The sequence below is a fragment of the Pseudomonas sp. PS1(2021) genome (assembly GCF_020405165.1).
GTDB lineage: Bacteria > Pseudomonadota > Gammaproteobacteria > Pseudomonadales > Pseudomonadaceae > Pseudomonas > Pseudomonas aeruginosa.
The window spans coordinates 2,542,315-2,558,604 of sequence record NZ_CP084484.1 but is presented as its reverse complement, the minus strand read 5'-3'; the positions used below and the strand labels follow the sequence as shown (position 1 = coordinate 2,558,604).

General features: G+C 68.3%; 17 protein-coding genes. 5 read left to right on the top strand and 12 right to left on the bottom strand.

The window, feature by feature from the left end; genetic code table 11:
• Nucleotides 1–21 precede the first annotated feature (21 nt).
• The 4 genes from LE197_RS12110 to LE197_RS12095 form a co-directional block, all read right to left on the bottom strand.
• Nucleotides 22–600, bottom strand: a complete 579-nt coding sequence (locus LE197_RS12110) for an HD domain-containing protein (protein ID WP_003114949.1) — start codon at nt 598–600, stop codon at nt 22–24.
• An 88-nt stretch (nt 601–688) separates the two neighbouring features.
• The gene (locus tag LE197_RS12105) at nt 689–1,243 is read right to left on the bottom strand and encodes a helix-turn-helix domain-containing protein (RefSeq protein ID WP_003088112.1); all 555 of its coding nucleotides are present in this window, start codon (nt 1,241–1,243) and stop codon (nt 689–691) included.
• A gap of 157 nt (nt 1,244–1,400) precedes the next feature.
• Nucleotides 1,401–3,596: a xanthine dehydrogenase family protein molybdopterin-binding subunit gene (locus LE197_RS12100; RefSeq protein ID WP_023108900.1), complete on the bottom strand. Its 2,196-nt coding sequence runs from the start codon at nt 3,594–3,596 to the stop codon at nt 1,401–1,403.
• A gap of 4 nt (nt 3,597–3,600) precedes the next feature.
• Nucleotides 3,601–4,062: a (2Fe-2S)-binding protein gene (locus LE197_RS12095; RefSeq protein ID WP_003102736.1), complete on the bottom strand. Its 462-nt coding sequence runs from the start codon at nt 4,060–4,062 to the stop codon at nt 3,601–3,603.
• 330 nt (nt 4,063–4,392) lie between these two features.
• Between LE197_RS12095 and LE197_RS12090 the strand changes: the two genes are divergently transcribed.
• A complete protein-coding gene (locus LE197_RS12090; RefSeq protein WP_003102734.1) occupies nt 4,393–4,716 on the top strand; it encodes a DMT family transporter in 324 nt (107 codons plus the stop codon).
• Nucleotides 4,717–4,728: 12 nt separating this feature from the next.
• Nucleotides 4,729–5,127 carry an NADH-quinone oxidoreductase subunit A gene (gene ndhC / locus LE197_RS12085; protein WP_003088123.1) on the top strand — a complete coding sequence of 133 codons (399 nt, stop codon included), beginning with the start codon at nt 4,729–4,731 and terminating at the stop codon, nt 5,125–5,127.
• Here the strand turns inward: ndhC and LE197_RS12080 are convergent.
• Entirely contained in the window at nt 5,124–5,675 is a 552-nt protein-coding gene (locus tag LE197_RS12080; protein ID WP_003102727.1) for a helix-turn-helix domain-containing protein, read from the bottom strand. The genes ndhC and LE197_RS12080 overlap by 4 nt on opposite strands.
• An 85-nt stretch (nt 5,676–5,760) precedes the next feature.
• Here LE197_RS12080 and LE197_RS12075 point away from each other — a divergent pair, with 85 nt between their 5' ends.
• The gene (locus tag LE197_RS12075) at nt 5,761–6,294 is read left to right on the top strand and encodes a GNAT family N-acetyltransferase (RefSeq protein WP_003102722.1); all 534 of its coding nucleotides are present in this window, start codon (nt 5,761–5,763) and stop codon (nt 6,292–6,294) included.
• Nucleotides 6,295–6,362: 68 nt separating this feature from the next.
• Entirely contained in the window at nt 6,363–8,726 is a 2,364-nt protein-coding gene (locus tag LE197_RS12070; protein WP_079280291.1) for a DNA polymerase II, read from the top strand.
• 3 nt (nt 8,727–8,729) lie between these two features.
• Here the strand turns inward: LE197_RS12070 and LE197_RS12065 are convergent, their stop codons facing one another.
• The 3 genes from LE197_RS12065 to LE197_RS37125 form a co-directional block, all read right to left on the bottom strand.
• A complete protein-coding gene (locus LE197_RS12065; protein WP_003102715.1) occupies nt 8,730–9,398 on the bottom strand; it encodes a hypothetical protein in 669 nt (222 codons plus the stop codon).
• Nucleotides 9,382–10,791, bottom strand: coding sequence for an alpha/beta fold hydrolase (locus tag LE197_RS12060; RefSeq protein WP_003132715.1), 1,410 nt, complete (start codon nt 10,789–10,791; stop codon nt 9,382–9,384). Before LE197_RS12060 ends, LE197_RS12065 begins: the two co-directional genes overlap by 17 nt.
• Nucleotides 10,792–11,164: 373 nt before the next feature.
• On the bottom strand, nt 11,165–11,452 hold the full coding sequence (locus tag LE197_RS37125) for a hypothetical protein (RefSeq protein ID WP_003088136.1): 288 nt from the start codon (nt 11,450–11,452) through the stop codon (nt 11,165–11,167).
• Nucleotides 11,453–11,617: 165 nt separating this feature from the next.
• On the opposite strand from LE197_RS37125, the gene LE197_RS37120 reads away from it, so the two are divergent.
• Nucleotides 11,618–12,004, top strand: coding sequence for a hypothetical protein (locus tag LE197_RS37120; protein WP_003115740.1), 387 nt, complete (start codon nt 11,618–11,620; stop codon nt 12,002–12,004).
• Nucleotides 12,005–12,017: 13 nt separating this feature from the next.
• Here the strand turns inward: LE197_RS37120 and LE197_RS12050 are convergent, their stop codons facing one another.
• From LE197_RS12050 to LE197_RS12035, 4 genes are all read right to left on the bottom strand, one after another.
• Nucleotides 12,018–12,641, bottom strand: coding sequence for a glutathione S-transferase family protein (locus LE197_RS12050; protein WP_003088140.1), 624 nt, complete (start codon nt 12,639–12,641; stop codon nt 12,018–12,020).
• Nucleotides 12,642–12,729: 88 nt separating this feature from the next.
• A complete protein-coding gene (locus tag LE197_RS12045) occupies nt 12,730–13,119 on the bottom strand; it encodes a hypothetical protein (RefSeq protein ID WP_003088144.1) in 390 nt (129 codons plus the stop codon).
• A complete protein-coding gene (locus tag LE197_RS12040; protein ID WP_003102703.1) occupies nt 13,116–13,853 on the bottom strand; it encodes a hypothetical protein in 738 nt (245 codons plus the stop codon). Before LE197_RS12040 ends, LE197_RS12045 begins: the two co-directional genes overlap by 4 nt.
• The gene (locus tag LE197_RS12035; RefSeq protein WP_003144639.1) at nt 13,850–16,279 is read right to left on the bottom strand and encodes a penicillin acylase family protein; all 2,430 of its coding nucleotides are present in this window, start codon (nt 16,277–16,279) and stop codon (nt 13,850–13,852) included. The genes LE197_RS12040 and LE197_RS12035 overlap by 4 nt, the downstream gene beginning before the upstream one ends.
• Nucleotides 16,280–16,290: the final 11 nt, after the last annotated feature.

Below are 16,290 nucleotides of genomic sequence, written 5' to 3'. Positions count from 1 at the left end.
CGCTGCCCGGGCGGGCGCACGCTAGGCGTCGCGCCGAACTGCGAGGCGCTGTCGGGTCCTGGCGTCGAGTAGCTCGCGCAGGGTCTTGAACAGCGGTGCGCGGTCGGTATAGCGACGGCCGTAGTCGAGGTTGAAGGCATAGTCGAAGTCCGCCGGATTGTCGCCCTGGGTGTGCTGGAGCAGGGTTTCCAGCTTGTCCAGGGCCTTCACTGCCAGGGCTTCGGCGGACTCGCCGCGCTCGTATTCGTCCCACAGGGCGAGCAGGCGGTCGCGCAGCGGCGCGTCGAGGTGACGGGTCAGCTGCAACAGGTCGGCGCGTTCCTGTTCGCCTTTGTCCGGGTGCGCGGCCTGCTCGACGGCGGGGATGTCGCCGTGGATCGCTTCGCCGAGGTCGTGGACCACGCACATGCGCAGGACCTTGCCGAGGTCCAGGCCGGCCAGTTGGTCCTCGAAGGCCAGTGCCATCAGGCACAGCCGCCAGCTATGTTCGGCGGTGCTTTCCGGGCGGCCGGAGGAGGTGTGCGCGGAGCGCAGGACGTCTTTCAGGCGTTCGGCTTCGCGGAGGAATTCGAGGCGGTTGCTCAGCAGTTCGAGGGACATGGCGCGGGCTCCGCTACCGGTGAAACGAGCCTGCAAGCCTAGGCGCGGCGGTGCTGAAGGTCCATGGATAAAATATCCGCGGCGACGTTCAGAGGGTTTCCACCAGGCGCACCGCGCGTCCGTCCGAGAGGGTCATGCGGGTCCAGCGGCAACGGCTGCGCCGGATCGGCACGATGGCCGAGGCGTTCGCTCCGCTGGCGAACTCCAGCGCCGGCGGTGCCAGCAGTTCGCGCCAGCCGAGTTCCTCGAGGGTGGCTTCCTGGCGGAGGATTTCCTCGCTGCAATAGGGCCACAGCGAACGGTCGAGCAGTTCGCCGAGAGGCACGCCGAATTGCGCGGCGCGTGCCGGCGAACAGGCCAACAGGCGATGGGTGAGGTCGCAGATCAGGTGCACGGGTTGCGGGTTGGCCTCGACCAGGCGGGCCAGTGCCTGGTCGGCGGCGGCTTCCAGGCGGGCGCCGAGCAGACGCTCCAGGCGTGCCCGTTCCTCCACCAGCAGCGCCTGGGTACCGGACTCCCAGCGCGAGATGGTCGATTGCGCCACGCCGAGCAATTCGGCGGCATGCGTTTGCTTGACCCGGTGCAGCAGGCGCCAGCGACGCAGGGCGGGGCCCAGGGACGAAGAAGGGAGAGGCTCGGTCATGCTTGGCTACGCGGGCGAATGGAGGCTGAAGTCTGCGCCCGACGCCGGGCGGAGGCAAATCGGCGCGACACCGGGGGGACCCGTATGGTCGGCGGCGAACCTCGGAGGGCCGCCCGCGCCGCGCCGGCAGCCGTGGAGCTGCCGGCGGGCGTCTCGCTCAGGCCTTGGCGAAGGAGGTGGGGAAGGGCAGGTTGTACAGGCGTTGCCCGGTGGCGGCGAAGATCGCATTGGCCAGCGCCGGGCCGATGGGCGCCACACCGGGTTCGCCGACCCCGGTGGGCGCTTCGCCGGAGGGCACGATGTGCACTTCGACCTTGGGCATCTCGGCGATCCGCAGCACCTGGTAGCCGTCGAAGTTGTTCTGCTCGACCTTGCCGTCCTTCAGGGTGATCGCGCTGTGCAGGATCGCGCCGAGGCCGAAGCCGATGCCGCCCTCCATCTGCGCGGCGATCACGTCCGGGTTGATCGGGATGCCACAGTCCACCGCACAGACCACCCGCTCGACCTTCAGCTTGCCGTCCTTGTCCACCGAGACCTCGACCACCTGGGCGACGAAGGTCTTGAATGCCTCGGTCACCGCGATCCCGCGCCCGCGCCCGGCGGGCAGCGGCCTGGACGGGTCCCAGCCGGCCTTTTCCGCAGCCAGTTCGAGCACGCCGCGCAGGCGCGGCTGCTCTGCCAGCAGGTCGCGGCGGAACAGGTAGGGGTCCTTGCCGGCGGCCTGCGCCGCCTCGTCGATGAACGCCTCCACCGCGTAGACCGTGTGCGAGCTGCCGACCACCCGCCACCACAGGACCGGCACGCCGACCTGGGTGGTGCTCAGCTCGACCGAGACATTGGGCACCGCATAGGGCAGGTTGGCGGCGCCTTCCACCGAGGTGGCGTCGACGCCGTCCTTGACCATCACCGCGGCGAACGGCGTGCCTTCCAGGATCGACTGGCCGACGATGCGATGTTGCCAGCCGACCAGCTTGCCGTCGGCGTCGAGCCCGGCTTCGAGCCGGTGGTAGTACATCGGCCGGTAGAAACCGCCGTGGATGTCGTCCTCGCGGGTCCATTGCAGCTTCACCGGCACGCCGTTGGCGCCCAGCGCCTTGGCGATCGATACCGCCTCGACGATATAGTCCGACCAGGCGTTGGCGCGCCGGCCGAAGCTGCCGCCGGCGTAGAGCGTATTGATCTTCACCTGCTCCGGCTTCAGCCCGGCGGTGCGCGCCGCGTTGCCCTGGTCGACGGTCTGGAACTGGTCGCCGGCCCAGATCTCGCAGCTGTCGGCGGTCAGCCTGACCACCGCGTCCAGCGGCTCCATCGGCGCATGGGCGAGGAACGGGAACTCGTAGCTGGCGGCGATCCTGCGGGTCGCCCCGGCCACCGCCTTGGCGGCGTCGCCGTCCCTGCGCGCGGGCTTGCCGGGTTGCTCGGCGAGCTTGCGGTACTCCGCCATCAGCGCCTCGGAACCACGCTTCTCGGCCTTGCTCTCGTCCCACTCGACCTTGAGCGCGTCGCGGCCTTGCTTCGCCGCCCAGAAGCCCTTGGCGACCACCGCCACGCCGTGCGGCACCTGGACCACCTCGACCACCCCCGGAATCGCCCTGGTCGCCGTGGCGTCGAACGATTTCACCGTGGCGCCGAACAGCGGCGGGCGCTGGAGCAGGGCGACCAGCATGCCGGGCAGGCTGACGTCGAGGGTGAATTGCGCACTGCCGTCGGTCTTGCCGGGAACGTCGACGCGCGGCGCCTGGTGACCGATCAGGCGGAAGTCCTTGGGATCCTTCAATTGCACGTTTTCCGGCACCGGCAGTTCCGCCGCCGCAGCGGCCAGCGAACCGTAGCTGGCCTTGCGCTGGCTGGCCGGATGTTCGACGAAGCCGTCGCGGGTGCGCAGTTCGGTGGCCGGCACTCGCCACTGGCGGGCGGCGGCCTCGACCAGCATCGCGCGCGCCTTGGCCCCGGCCTCGCGCAATTGCATCCAGGAGTTGGCCATCGCCGAACTGCCGCCGGTGCCCTGCATGGTGCCGAAGGCCAGGTTGGCGTAGCGCTTGGCGTCGGCGGGCGCGCTTTCCACGCGGACCTTGCTCCAGTCCGCGTCGAGTTCCTCGGCGACGATGGTGGCGATACCGGTATAGGCGCCCTGGCCCATCTCCACGTGCTTGGCGATCACCGTGACACTGTCGTCCGGAGCGATCCGCAGGAAGGCGTTGGGCGCGAAGCCGGCGTCCGGCAGGGCCGCGGCGAGGGCACGCCGGGCTCCGCTCCACTGGAAGCCGATGGTCAGGCCGACCACCGCGGCGCCTTTGAGGAAGCCGCGGCGCGAGCCGGGCAGGGCGTTGCTCAGATCGATCTTGCTGTTCATGGCGTCAGGCCTTCAGGGTGTCGGCGGCTTCGTGGATGGCGGCGCGGATCCGCACATAGGCGGCGCAGCGGCAGATGTTGCCGTTCATCGCGGCATCGATGTCGGCGTCGCTGGGGCTGGCGTTCTGCTCCAGCAGCGCTGTGGCGGACATGATCTGGCCGGACTGGCAGTAGCCGCACTGCGGTACCTGGAGCTTGACCCAGGCGTCCTGCACGGCCTTGCCGGGCTTGCTCTGGATACCCTCGATGGTGGTGACGCGCTTGCCGGCGACCGCGGAGACCGGCAGCACGCAGGAACGTACCGCGGTGCCGTCCAGCTGCACGGTGCAGGCGCCGCACTGGGCCATGCCGCAGCCGAACTTGGTGCCGTGCAGGCCGGCGCTTTCCCGGATGGCCCAGAGCAGGGGCATGTTGGGATCGACGTCGAGGGTGACGTTCTTGCCGTTCAGGACGAGCGAGGTGGGCATGCTGATTCTCCACGGAAAGGCCCGGGCAGGGCGTTATCTCTTATCAGGCAGGGATGCATCGGGCGAAGTGTGCGCGAAGGACGAAACGGACGCCTTGCACGATCCTGCGAAAGTCTAGATCAATCCTGCCGAGCGTCCCGGCGGGCGCGGCGCGGAAACGCGGCGAAACAACTCCGTCGGCGCAGGCGTTCACCCGGCATCGGCAACGCGCTAGGATCGCTGCCGTCGGTGACTGACGCCCGCCCGGGCGGCACGCACTTTCAGCCGGAAGCGGGACGACCCGTTTTCCCTCTTTCATTGCGCGGGGACGACCCTGCAGAGAGGCTGAAAATGGCGTGGATCTATCTCTTGCTCGCCGGTGTCTTCGAAATCGTCTGGGCCACGGCCATGAAGGAGTCGGCCGGCTTCACCCGCCTGTGGCCAAGCCTGGTCACCCTGCTGTTCATGATCCTCAGCTTCGGCCTGCTGGCCGTTTCCATGAAAACCCTGCCCCTCGGCACGGCCTACACCATCTGGGTCGGCATCGGTGCGGTCGGCGCCTTCGCCCTGGGCATCCTGCTCTTCGGCGAAAGCCCGAGCCCGTTGCGGCTGCTGGCGGTGGGGCTGATCGTGGCCGGCATCGTCATTCTCAAGCTGGCGACCCGTCAGGGCTGAGGGGCGACCATCATGTACGCATCCTTCGCTCCCGCGACCTGGGCCTTGCTCGCCTACCTCTTCGGCGCGCTCGCCCTTTGCCTGCTCATGCTGGGGTTGGGCCGGGTGCTGGGCGGCCGATCGCATGGCCGGGCGAAGAACCTGCCGTTCGAGTCGGGGGTGGATTCCACCGGCTCGTCGCGCTTGCGCTTCTCGGTCAAGTACGCGTTGGTCGCCATGCTGTTCGTGATCTTCGGCATCGAGATGCCGTTCCTCTACCTCTGGGCGGTGTCGCTGCGGGAGAATGGCTGGGCGGGTTTCGTCGAGGCGACGCTGTTCGTCTCCCTGCTGCTGGTCGGACTGTTCTACCTGCACCGGGTCGGCGCCCTCGACTGGTCGCCGGAGCGCCGGCGGAAAAAGCCGCACGACTAGTCGTGGAGGATCACCAGCAGGTAGCGGCAGGCTTGCCCGGCGGTGGCGAAGGTCACCGCGCGGTCGACGCCGAAGTCCAGGCGGTCGCCGCGTTGCAGGTGGAACGACTGCTCGCCGTAATCCACCCGCAGCGCACCCTCGACCAGCCACAGGCGCTGTCGGTAGGGCCGGCCGCCCCAGCGAGGATAGTCGAGGCGGGCGTTCGCCGGGATCTCCACTTCCACCATCTCGCAGCCGCTGCGCGGATCGCGAGCGCCGACCTGGCGGCGGCGGTAGCCGCTGGCCGGGTCTTCCCACACTTCCTGCTGCGCGCGCCGGCAGAGCGGTTCGGCCGGTGCCTGCGCGTCGCCGAGCAGCTCGGAGAGGGCGACCCCCAGGCCGCCGGCGAGACGGCCGAGGACGCTGGCGGTGGGGCTGCTTTGGTTGCGCTCGATGCGCGAGATCATCGCCTTGCTCACCGCGCAGCGTTCGGCCAGTTGGGCGAGGGTCAGCTCGCGCTCCTTGCGCAGGGCGGCTAGGCGTCGGGCAATCAGTTCGTCGATATCCATGAGTGGCCCTGGCGGATTTTTCTCGTCCATGATAGTCACTGTCCAATATATTGGAAATTCGCCCTTGCATTGGAGCTTGCCCGCGATGACCGAACCGACGATTCGCCGCCTGGCTGGCGAGGAGATCCTGGCGCGCCTGGACGAACTGGCCGAGGTACTGCTGGACTGCGTGGAAGGCGGGGCTTCGGTCAGCTTCATGTGGCCGTTGCCGCGGGAGCGGGCGCTGGCCTTCTGGCGCGGCGTCGGCGAGAGCGTGGCGGGCGATGAACGCCTGCTGTTGGTGGCGGAAGCGGAGGGGCGGATCGTCGGTACCGTGCAACTGCTCCTCGACCAACCGCCGAACCAGCCGCACCGCGCCGACGTGGCGAAGATGCTGGTGCACCGGCGTGCGCGTCGGCGCGGCATCGGCGAGGCGCTGATGGGCGAGCTGGACCGGCTCGCCCGGGCCTGCGGCAAGTCCCTGCTGGTGCTGGACACGGTCAGCGGCAGCGCCGCCGAACGGCTGTACCTGAAGACCGGCTGGACACGGGTCGGGGAAATTCCGGACTACGCCCTGATGCCGGACGGCACGCCCTGTCCCACCACCTATTTCTACAAGCGCCTGGCTGCTGCCGGCTGACCGAAGATGCCAGCGTTCCCAAGGCAGGCCGGGTAGAATCGGCGGATGCGAGAGATTCGGGGTCGATGGTGGAGTTACTGCAAGGGTTCGTCCTGACCCGGCACTGGCGCGATACGCCGGCCGGCGCGGAAGTCGCGTTCTGGCTGGCGACCGAGCAGGGCCCGCGGCAGGTGCGGCTGCCGCCGCAGCCGTCGGTGGCGTTCGTCCTCGCCGAGCAGCGCGGGCGCGTCGAGTCCCTGCTCGCCGGGGAGACTGGCGCCGAGCTGCGGCCGCTGGCGCTGCGCGACTTCCAGCAGCGGCCGGTGCTCGGCCTGTACTGCCAGCAGCATCGCCAACTGATGAATCTGGAGAAACGCTTGCGCCAGGCCGGCGTCGAGGTGTTCGAGGCCGATATCCGGCCGCCGGAGCGCTACCTGATGGAGCGCTTCATCACCGCGCCGGTCAGCCTGGAGGCGAGTGTCGAGGCTGACGGCAGCCTGCTCGCCCGGCGCCTGAAGCCGGCTCCGGACTATCGCCCGCGCCTGCGCCTGGTGTCGCTGGACATCGAGACCAACGCCCGCGGCGATCTCTACTCCATCGCCCTGGAAGGCTGCGGCCAGCGCCAGGTATACATGCTCGGCCCGGCCAACGGCGATGCCGCGGCCGTGGATTTCCGCCTCGACTATTGCGACAGCCGTGCCGGGCTGCTGGAACGTCTCAACCAGTGGCTGGCCGAGCACGATCCCGACGCCATCATCGGCTGGAACCTGGTGCAGTTCGACCTGCGCGTCCTGCATGAGCATGCCCAGCGCCTGAAGGTGCCGCTGCGCCTGGGGCGTGGCGGCGACGAAATGGGCTGGCGCGAGCACGGCAGCCGCAACAACCACTTTTTCGCCGCGGCGGCCGGCCGCCTGATCATCGATGGCATCGAGGCGCTGCGCTCGGCGACCTGGAGCTTCCCCTCGTTCAGCCTGGAGAACGTCGCCCGGACCCTGCTCGGCGAAGGCAAGGCGATCGACAATCCATACCAGCGGATGGACGAGATCGATCGCATGTTCGCCGAGGACAAGCCGGCCCTCGCGCACTACAACCTGAAGGACTGCGAACTGGTGACGCGGATCTTCGCCCGTACCGAACTGCTCGACTTCCTCCTCGAACGGGCCACCGTCACCGGCCTGCCGGCGGACCGCAGCGGCGGCTCGGTGGCGGCCTTCACCCACCTGTACATGCCGTTGATGCACCGCGCCGGCTTCGTCGCCCCGAACCTCGGCGAGAAGCGCCCGGAAGCCAGTCCCGGCGGCTTCGTCATGGACTCGCGGCCGGGCCTCTACGAATCGGTGCTGGTGCTCGACTACAAGAGCCTGTATCCGTCGATCATCCGTACCTTCCTGATCGACCCGGTCGGCCTGGTGGAAGGCCTGCGCCAGCCGGACGACGAGCACTCGGTGGAAGGTTTTCGCGGCGCCCGCTTCTCGCGTACCCGGCATTGCCTGCCGGCCATCGTCGCACGGGTCTGGGAGGGCCGCGAGGCGGCCAAGCGCGAACGCAACCAGCCGCTCTCGCAGGCGTTGAAGATCATCATGAACGCCTTCTACGGGGTGCTGGGTTCCAGCGGCTGCCGCTTCTTCGACCCGCGCCTGGCCTCGTCCATCACCCTGCGCGGGCATCGGATCATGCGCCGTACCCGCGAGCTGATCGAGGCCGAGGGCTATACGGTGATCTATGGCGATACCGACTCCACCTTCGTCTGGCTCGGCAGCCCCCGCGCCGAGGAGGAGGCCGCGGCCATCGGCCGGGCGCTGGTGGCGCGGGTCAACGACTGGTGGCGCGAGCACCTGAAAGAAGAATTCGGCCTCGACAGCGCCCTCGAGCTGCAATTCGAGACCCATTACCGGCGTTTTCTCATGCCCACCGTGCGCGGCGCCGAGGAGGGCAGCAAGAAACGCTACGCCGGCCTGGTGCGCCGCGCCGACGGTGGCGAGGAGATGGTCTTCAAGGGCCTGGAGACCGTGCGCACCGACTGGTCGCCGCTGGCCCAGCGCTTCCAGCAGGAACTCTACCTGCGCATCTTCAACCGCCAGCCCTACCAGGACTACGTGCGCGATTACGTACGACGGACCCTGGCCGGCGAGCTGGACGACCTGCTGGTCTACCGCAAGCGCCTGCGCCGGCACCTCGACGATTACCAGCGCAACGTGCCGCCGCATGTGCGCGCGGCGCGCATCGCCGACGACTACAACCTCGAGCGCGGGCGCCCGCGGCAGTACCAGAGCGGCGGCTGGATCAGCTACGTGATCAGCGTCGCCGGTCCCGAGCCGCTCGAGGCGCGGCGTTCGGCCATCGACTACGAGCACTACGTGGGCAAGCAGTTGCAGCCGGTGGCCGACGCCATCCTGCCGTTCGTCGGCGATGATTTCGCCACTTTGGTCGACCGGCAGATGGCACTATTCTGAGGCTCATTGGCGGATGAGCCGCTGGTCCAGCTGGCGCAGCCGTTCCCGGTCGAGGTTGCGCGGCAGGACGAGAGTGTCCGAGCCGTTGGTCAACGGCGATTCCACGGGCCTGTTGAGTGGGATGACGATACGCTCGGCGTCGTAACGGATTTCCTTGGCGTCGGTCAGGCCCTGCTTCTGTAGCTGATGGATGGCTTCGAGGCGGGCGTCGGCGTCGGCTGCGCTGGGCGCCGATTGCATGACCTTCAGGTAGATGTCCAGTGCCTCCCGGCCATTGAACGGACCTTGCCCCAGGTGCTTCACGAATACCCGGTAGACGCCTCCCACCGCGCGGCACAGGCGGCTGTTGCCGTTCTGTGCGGCGATGTCGGCCTGCAGCCTGGCGTCGCACTGCTGCTTGCTCATGTTGCGGGCTTCGGACTTTTCGCTTTGCGCGCAGTAGGCGCTGCCGTAGAGGTCGCCGTCCTTGTCGCAGCGGCCGTAGCAGATATCGTGCAGGCGGCAGGCCTCGCTGAGCGAGCAGCCCGCGACGTCGTCCGGAACCAGATACTGGGTGAAGCCGGAGCCGCAATAGGTGGCCTTGTCTTCGGCGGCGCTGGCGGCGGGCGCCATCCGCGGGGCGAGCAGAACGACGGCGAAGCCGATCAGGAGCAGGCTAGAGAGGGTTTTCATAGAGGACGTCCTGTTCGCTGCGGGTGCCGGGTTCCGAGAGTTGCCGTTGCAGCCGCCGGTGCATGGCCGTGGCTTTGAGGTAGTGGAAGTCGAAGCACTTGCCGAACGAGAAGTTCTTCCGCACCGGGTCGTGGCACTCCCGGTAGTAGGAGGCGCCAGCCGTACGTTCGTAGATGGCCTTGCTGACGGCGGTGGCCATGAAGGCGATCACCTGGTCGTTGAAGATATCGTTGTGGTCGGCGATGAAGGACTGCGAGGTGTAGATGAAGTTGACCGGCTCGTTGCTGTAGCAGGGCATGCGCGGCAGCGCCGGATCGGCGTTGCCGCCGTCCGCGCTGCAGAAGCTCCTGAAGCGCCATTTGCCGATATCGGTGTCGTCGATCACCCGTGGTTCGGGCGGTCTTGGCGCGCAGTTGTCGCTGCCATCCGGCAGCGGGCACTCGCGGTCGATCAGCAGGGCGGTCCGATACAGGCTGTAGTTGCCGAGGGCGGTGGTATCCAGGTCTTCTTCCCGGAGGCGATAGCGGGTTCCGTTGTAGGTCCTGTCCAGGTCCACCTGGCTCCAGGTGAGGTTGACGCCGACCCATTGGCCGAGCGGGAAGGCGAAGTGGGTGGCGCTGTCGCCGTGCGAACTGATGACGTACAGCAGCGGCGGCGGCTGGGTTCCCAGGGCGCCGACCTTGAGGCTGTTCTCCTTAAGCAGCAGGCCCTGATTGGCCTCTATCGCCGGATTCAGCATGATTACCGCGTCGCCGAAGGCGCGTATCCGCTGACCGTCCTGGAGAGCCAGCAGGCGTTCGAGCAACGGGTCGTGAAGTGCGCCGAGGGTGATTGCGCCGCCGAAGCTGTGGCCGACGATCACCAGATAGTTCCTGTCCTTGCGATCGATCCGTTCCAACTGGGCGAGCAACTCGGCGACGCCACCCCGGCCGACTTCCTCGGCGACGGCCTTCCTGTCCCAGTAGGTCAAGTTCTCGCTATACAGGCCATGCATCGACTTGCCCCGCCAGCCAACATAGAGGCCGACCAGCCTGCGTTTGCCCAGCACCCCGGAGGAGGCGAGATTGGCGAGTGCCTTGTTGAAGCTGGCGACGTTGCCGTCGTCCCGTCCCGCGTTGTGCTTCCAACCGTGAATGAACACCACCATGGCGATGTCCCCCCGGGCGGAGTAGCGCTTTAGCTGGTCGATCAGGCGTTGCGTTCTGGCAGGCGCGAAGTCGTTGCCGCGCTCGCTGTATTCGACGAAGCCGATCTCGTAGTTCGGATGGCGTTCGTAGTAGCTGTCGCTGCAAGGCCGCATGTCGGCGCAGGTCGATTCGCTGTCATCGCGCAGCGGGGCGTTGGCGGCGCAGCCTGCCAGCAGGCAGGCTGCGAGAAGGGCGAGTATTTTCATGACGATTCCCGCGTGGAGATTCTTTTCCGGCGCGCCAGAACTCGACCGGTCGCTACCCGTTACGCAGGCCGGTCGGTACGCTCTGGCGCTGTCGGTGCCCGTGTCGCCGGCCGGGTGCTGTCATGGGGGATGGGAGAGCGCAGGCGGAGAAGTCGTCCCGCGAAAGGCTGGGGAGGCGTGTGTCCTGGTCCCCTGGAAGCGGGCCTGGGATATCCCGGAAAGGCTCGTCGTGGGGCGAACTGTCGAAGACGTTGACATGCTGAACCACCACTTCCGTGTCTGTTCTGCAACTGTCTATAGACCGCCGGGGGATGGGTGTCAAAGTGCCACTTCGCAGCCTTCCGCATGGTGGATGGCTGCGAAGGAGAGTCGATCAGGCCAGTTGCGCCGGGTCGAGCATGTCGCTTTCGAAGGTCATCCAGCCGCCGTTCTCGCTGGCCGCGCCGTCGAGGATCGGGCCGTAGTAGGTGAGGCCGATGGTCAGGCTGAAGCAGATGTGGGTAGCGTTCTCCGGGGCGTCCAGCTGGCCTTCGAAGTGCAGCTTGAGCACGCCCGGCTCGACGCTTTCCAGGCCGATGGCGACGTTCGGGTTGTCCACGGCCTCGCTTTCGCGGCCGCGTTGCTCGGCGCTGACGGTGAGGGTCACGGTGTCTCGGTACATGTCTTGCTCCAGTTGGCGTGGGGCCGGCGTCGCCAGCGCGGCGGACAGACTACTGGCAGACGCGCCGGCTGGCCAGTGCTGGCTGCGGTAGGCGCCGCGCGGGGCCTGGGAATCATTCGCCGGCGGCGCAGTCCAACTGCGCATCACCAACCGACCCCCGAGGGGATGATGAAGCTACCCGTGCTCGCTGTATTGGGCGCCGCGCTGCTGTTGAGCGCCTGCGCGAAGAAGGAGGCCGAGGCCTGTGCCTCGCCGGACGTGAAAGACCAACTGATGCGGATCTTCCTCCAGGGCGCGATCACCGAGCGCTCGCCGGAGTTCAAGGACAGCGCGTTGCGCGACGTGGCGATCCTCGAGAAGGATCCCGACAGCGGCGTGCTGTCCTGCGTCGGCACCCTCAGCGTGCCGGCCGGCCAGCAGGTGGTCGAGGGCGTCCTGCAATACCGCATCGCCCCGGTGGCCAAGTCCGACTACGACTACCTGCTGCTGGATACCGCCGGCGCCAACACCACCGCCCTGGCGCAGCGCCTGAACAAGGCGCTCGGCCAGTAATCGCGCGCCTCGCTCAGGGTACGCCGTTGCGGCCGTGGGCGAGGAAGCCGGGACGGGCGCCGAGGCGCTCGTAATAGGCGCGCACCGCTGGCAGCGACGGATGCTCGAACGGCGTCTCGTACCAGCGGTTGACCGACAGGCCGATGGCGATGTCGGCCAGGCTGAAGGTCTCGCCGGCGACATAGGCGCCGGTGCGTAGCAGTTGTCCCTCGAGGATTTCCATGAAGCCCGTCCAGCCGCGCAACGAAGCCTCCACCTGGGCCGCGTCGCGGTGCGCCGGCGACTGCCGGACCAGGCTCATGAAGGCATAGCTCCACGAGCGGTTGAGGTCGGAGGCCTGCCAGTCCAGCCACTGATCGACCCGCGCGCGCGGCGCCGCCTGCTGCGGATAGAGGCGTTCGCCGGCATAGCGGTTGGCCAGGTAGCGGATGATGCTGTTGGATTCCCAGAGCACCAGTTCGCCGTCGCGCAGCACCGGCACCATGGCGTTCGGGTTGAGGGCGAGGAATTCCGCCGCGTGGGTGTCGCGGAAGCCGCTGCCCCAGTCTTCGCGGCGGTAGGGCAGGTCCAGTTCGGCGCAGGTCCAGAGCACCTTGCGCACGTTGATCGAAGAGGCCTTTCCGAGAATCTCCAGCATGGCGATGGCGCGTCCTTGGGCGGATAGGAAGGCTCCGAGTATACGGGCCGATCCCGCCGACGGGGAGCGGCTCGAGCGGGGGCGCCGGCTAGGCTCCGCTGGCTTGCCGGCGGCCCGGGCGGCGGCGCGCCCAGAGGGCGAAGTAGAGCCAGCCGATGACGAACGATGGCGCCACGCTCGCCAATGGATGCGGCGTGCCCGAGAGCCAGTGCAGCGCGGCCATCGGCGCGGTCAGCAGGAGCACCACCAGCAGGGGCGCCTGGCGTTGCGCAAGGCCGTGGCGGCGGCCGAGACATTGCAACAGGTACAGGCCGAAGCGCGTCGCCAGGAGACTCGCGGCGCCCTGGAGCAGGGCGGCGACGCCCATCCCGGCCAGGCCGCCGTCCTGGTTGGCATAGGCCGCCCAGGCGCCGTAGAGCACCGCGGCCGGCAGCGCCGCCAGCCACGGGTCGTCGGAGCGCTGCGCGAGTCCGCTCACCGGATGATCCTCTGCTGCACGTAGGGTTCGGCACCGGGCGCGAGGCGGACCATGCAGAGGATCTGGTCGCTGCTGCCGACGTGGGCGACGAAGTGGTCGTTGGTCCTGGCGTGGCTGGACATCGCCATGCGCGGGAAGAAATCCGGGGCGACGCTGCGTTGCCCGCCGGGTATCAGGCCGGTTTCCGCATCCAGACGCAGGTTGGCGGACAGCGTGCCGACCACGTCGAGGGCCAGGTCGACCATGTCCGGGTTCTGGCGCGGCGCTTCCAGGTCCGGGTACAGCGTCGCTCCCGGAATCCGCGCGCTGAGGGCGCGGAACATGTTGTAGACCACCGGGTTGTAGGTCTTCGCCACGATCAGCGGCGGCAGCCCGCCGTTGCGCTCGCTGACCTGGCGCAGGAAGAACTGGTTGATCCGCTTGAACAGGCTGGTGCGGTGGTAGCGGTCGACCACCATCGCCGTCCACAGGTAGAGGAAGCGCGTCGAGCCGCGGACGAAGTCCTTCGCGCCCAGGATGCCAATGATCCGTTCGCCCTCCGGGTCGGTCGCCAATACCAGGTGGTCGTAGGTCTCGAAGATATCCGGCTGGTTGCCGAAGTATTGCAGCACGTCGAACTGCGGCATTCCCTCTTGCAGGTCGGCGACTATCTTGCGCTTGAAGCCCTCGGGGAACTGCCGTTCGCGGCTGGAGTAGTCGAGGTCGAAGGCGTTTTTCTGCGGATCGCTGGTCATGGTCGTGGCTCGCCGGAGGAAGGGGCTGAAGGGCGCAGGACCAACTGGCGGTCCGTCGCGTCGGGGGCGTCGTCGGCGATACGGATGTACGCGCCGCGGGCCCAGAGTTCGTTGAGGTCGGTGGCGCCGTCGAACGGCAGCCCGGAGTTGCGGGTGGACAGCGCGTAGCGCGAGTTGTCGAAGTCCGCCAGGTCGATGACCATCCGCAGGGTCGCGGCGATCCGGGTGTTGAACGGGTTGGCCGGGTCGCTGTAGTCGAAGCGCCCGACGTTGACGCTGAAGTTGTCGCCGCCCTTGTTGTTCTTCAGGTCGAACAGCGCGCGCAGCGGGGTCTTGTGGAAGGGCACGTGCTCGGCGAGGGCGGCGTGCGCCTCGCCCCACTTCCAGCCGTCCGGCGCGCTTCCGTGGGCGGCTCGCAGTTCGTCGAGGGCGCGGCGCAGCGACTGGTTCAGCTTGAGGTCGCAGCCTTGTTCCTGGCCGCACCAGAAGCGCAGGTCGGCCTGGCCGTCGAGGATCAGCCGGAGGAATCCGTCGTAGTTGCGCTGGTTCCAGCCGCTGGCCAGCAACTGCGTGCCGATCCTCGGTTGCAGCAGCTCGCGGGTGAAGGCGCGTACCCAGTAGCCGGCGATCAGTGGCGCGGCCAGGTCGGCGGCGGCCTGGTGGTTCCAGCCCTGGAGCAGGGCGAAGGCCTCGCTGGCGCGCAGTTCGGGGTCGCTGACCTGCTCCAGCATCTTCGGCAACAGGCTCGCCATCACGCTGGAGAACTCGTCGTTCTGCAACTCCAGGCTGTCTTCCAGGGTGCGCTGGCCGGGGCCGCCGAGCCACTCGCGGATGCGGTCGTAGCGGTAGGGCAGGACCCAGTCGTGGCCGAAGTCGAAGGCATTGTCGGGCGGCACGATGCGCTGGTTCGCCGTGGCGATGAACCCTTCGCGCGGGTTGAGGCTGCGTGGCTTGGCGCTTTCCGGAACGTAGCCGACCCAGTCGTAGCGGCTCTCCCAGCCGGGCGAGGGGGCCAGGCCATGGAGGTCGTCGTCGGCGCCGCGGAGCGGTACGCGACCGGCGGAGACGTAGCCGATGTTGCCCTCGACGTCGGCATAGACCATGTTCTGCGGCGGTACGCCGAAGTCGGCGGCGGCGTCGAGGAACTGCTCCCAGCCTTCGGCCCGGTTGATCGCCAGCAGGCTCGGGAAGGTCTTGTCGTGATGGTCGAGGCCGGTCCAGGCGAGGGCGATCACCAGCCGGTCGCGCTGCGCCTGCGGCAGCCGCGCCGGTTCGTAGATGTCGCTGATCACCGGGCCGTGGCGGGTGCTGCGGACCTCCAGCGAGACCGGCTCGCCGTCGCGCACGGCGATGCGTTCCAGGCGCGTCTCGAAGGGCCGGTAGCCGTCCGGGGTCAGGTAGCGCCGCGGGTCCTGGGGATCGATGCGCTCCAGGTAGGCGTCCTGGATGTGCGAGCCGGTATTGGTGTAGCCCCAGGCGATGCGCTGGTTATGGCCGATGACGAACAGCGGGGCGCCGGCAAAGTTGGCGCCGGTGAGGCTCAGGCCGGGGATCTTCAGGCTGGCCAGGTAGAAGGCCGCCGGGTTGGTCAGGCGCAGGTGCGGATCGTTGGCCAGCAGCGGCTTGCCGGTGGCGCTGCGGCTGGCGGAGACCACCCAGTTGTTCGAACCGATGCCCTCGACGTTGGAACCGGGCAGTTGCCCCAGCAGCTTGCCGGCGTCCGGCGTGCCGCGCAGGGAGCGGTACAGGCTGGCGTAGTCGCGGGTGGCCGGGGGCCGCTCGCCCGGATAGGGGGCGAACACCTCGTTGATCCGCGCCAGGTCCAGGTGCTCGGCCAGCGCCAGGCGCTGCAACTGCATGCCCAGGTTGGCGCTCAGGGTCCAGGAATAGAGCAGGTGCAGGGACAGGCTGTCCACCGGCCCCCAAGGCCCCGGCCGTTCGTGGCGCACCAGGCTGAATTCCAGCGGCAGCGCCGCCGGGGCCAGCTCCAGGTAGGCGTTGATCCCGTCGCTGTAGCGTTGCAACAGGACGCGCGTGGGCGCGTCCAGGTTGGCGTAGATGCCTTCGGCGGTGCGTCGGAAGCCCAGGGTGCGGGCGAACCTGTCCATCGGCAGGGTCTTGGCGCCGAACACTTCGGAGAGCGTCCCGCCGGCATAGCGGCGGGCGAACTCCATCTGCCACAGGCGATCCCTGGCGTGGCTGTAGCCGAGCAGGAAATAGCCGTCCTCCAGGCTCTGCGCGCGGATATGCGGGACGCCGGCGGCGTCCCAGGCGATCCGCCCCTCGTGTTCCAGGCCATGGCCGACCTGGATCTCGCCGTACTTGAAGCCCAGCGGGACGGCCAGCAGGTAGACCGCGCAGGCCACTAGCCCCAGCAGCAGGCCGCCGAGGGACAGGCGCCAGGCGTAACGTGCGTTCTTCGACATCGCTTCGAGTC

Coding starts and splice junctions, on each gene's coding strand:
- LE197_RS12110 (WP_003114949.1), bottom strand. CDS start 600: ATGTCCCTCGAACTGCTGAGCAACCGCCTCGAATTCCTCCGCGAAGCC.
- LE197_RS12105 (WP_003088112.1), bottom strand. CDS start 1,243: ATGACCGAGCCTCTCCCTTCTTCGTCCCTGGGCCCCGCCCTGCGTCGC.
- LE197_RS12100 (WP_023108900.1), bottom strand. CDS start 3,596: ATGAACAGCAAGATCGATCTGAGCAACGCCCTGCCCGGCTCGCGCCGC.
- LE197_RS12095 (WP_003102736.1), bottom strand. CDS start 4,062: ATGCCCACCTCGCTCGTCCTGAACGGCAAGAACGTCACCCTCGACGTC.
- LE197_RS12090 (WP_003102734.1), top strand. CDS start 4,393: ATGGCGTGGATCTATCTCTTGCTCGCCGGTGTCTTCGAAATCGTCTGG.
- ndhC (WP_003088123.1), top strand. CDS start 4,729: ATGTACGCATCCTTCGCTCCCGCGACCTGGGCCTTGCTCGCCTACCTC.
- LE197_RS12080 (WP_003102727.1), bottom strand. CDS start 5,675: ATGGATATCGACGAACTGATTGCCCGACGCCTAGCCGCCCTGCGCAAG.
- LE197_RS12075 (WP_003102722.1), top strand. CDS start 5,761: ATGACCGAACCGACGATTCGCCGCCTGGCTGGCGAGGAGATCCTGGCG.
- LE197_RS12065 (WP_003102715.1), bottom strand. CDS start 9,398: ATGAAAACCCTCTCTAGCCTGCTCCTGATCGGCTTCGCCGTCGTTCTG.
- LE197_RS12060 (WP_003132715.1), bottom strand. CDS start 10,791: ATGAAAATACTCGCCCTTCTCGCAGCCTGCCTGCTGGCAGGCTGCGCC.
- LE197_RS37125 (WP_003088136.1), bottom strand. CDS start 11,452: ATGTACCGAGACACCGTGACCCTCACCGTCAGCGCCGAGCAACGCGGC.
- LE197_RS37120 (WP_003115740.1), top strand. CDS start 11,618: ATGATGAAGCTACCCGTGCTCGCTGTATTGGGCGCCGCGCTGCTGTTG.
- LE197_RS12050 (WP_003088140.1), bottom strand. CDS start 12,641: ATGCTGGAGATTCTCGGAAAGGCCTCTTCGATCAACGTGCGCAAGGTG.
- LE197_RS12040 (WP_003102703.1), bottom strand. CDS start 13,853: ATGACCAGCGATCCGCAGAAAAACGCCTTCGACCTCGACTACTCCAGC.
- LE197_RS12035 (WP_003144639.1), bottom strand. CDS start 16,279: ATGTCGAAGAACGCACGTTACGCCTGGCGCCTGTCCCTCGGCGGCCTG.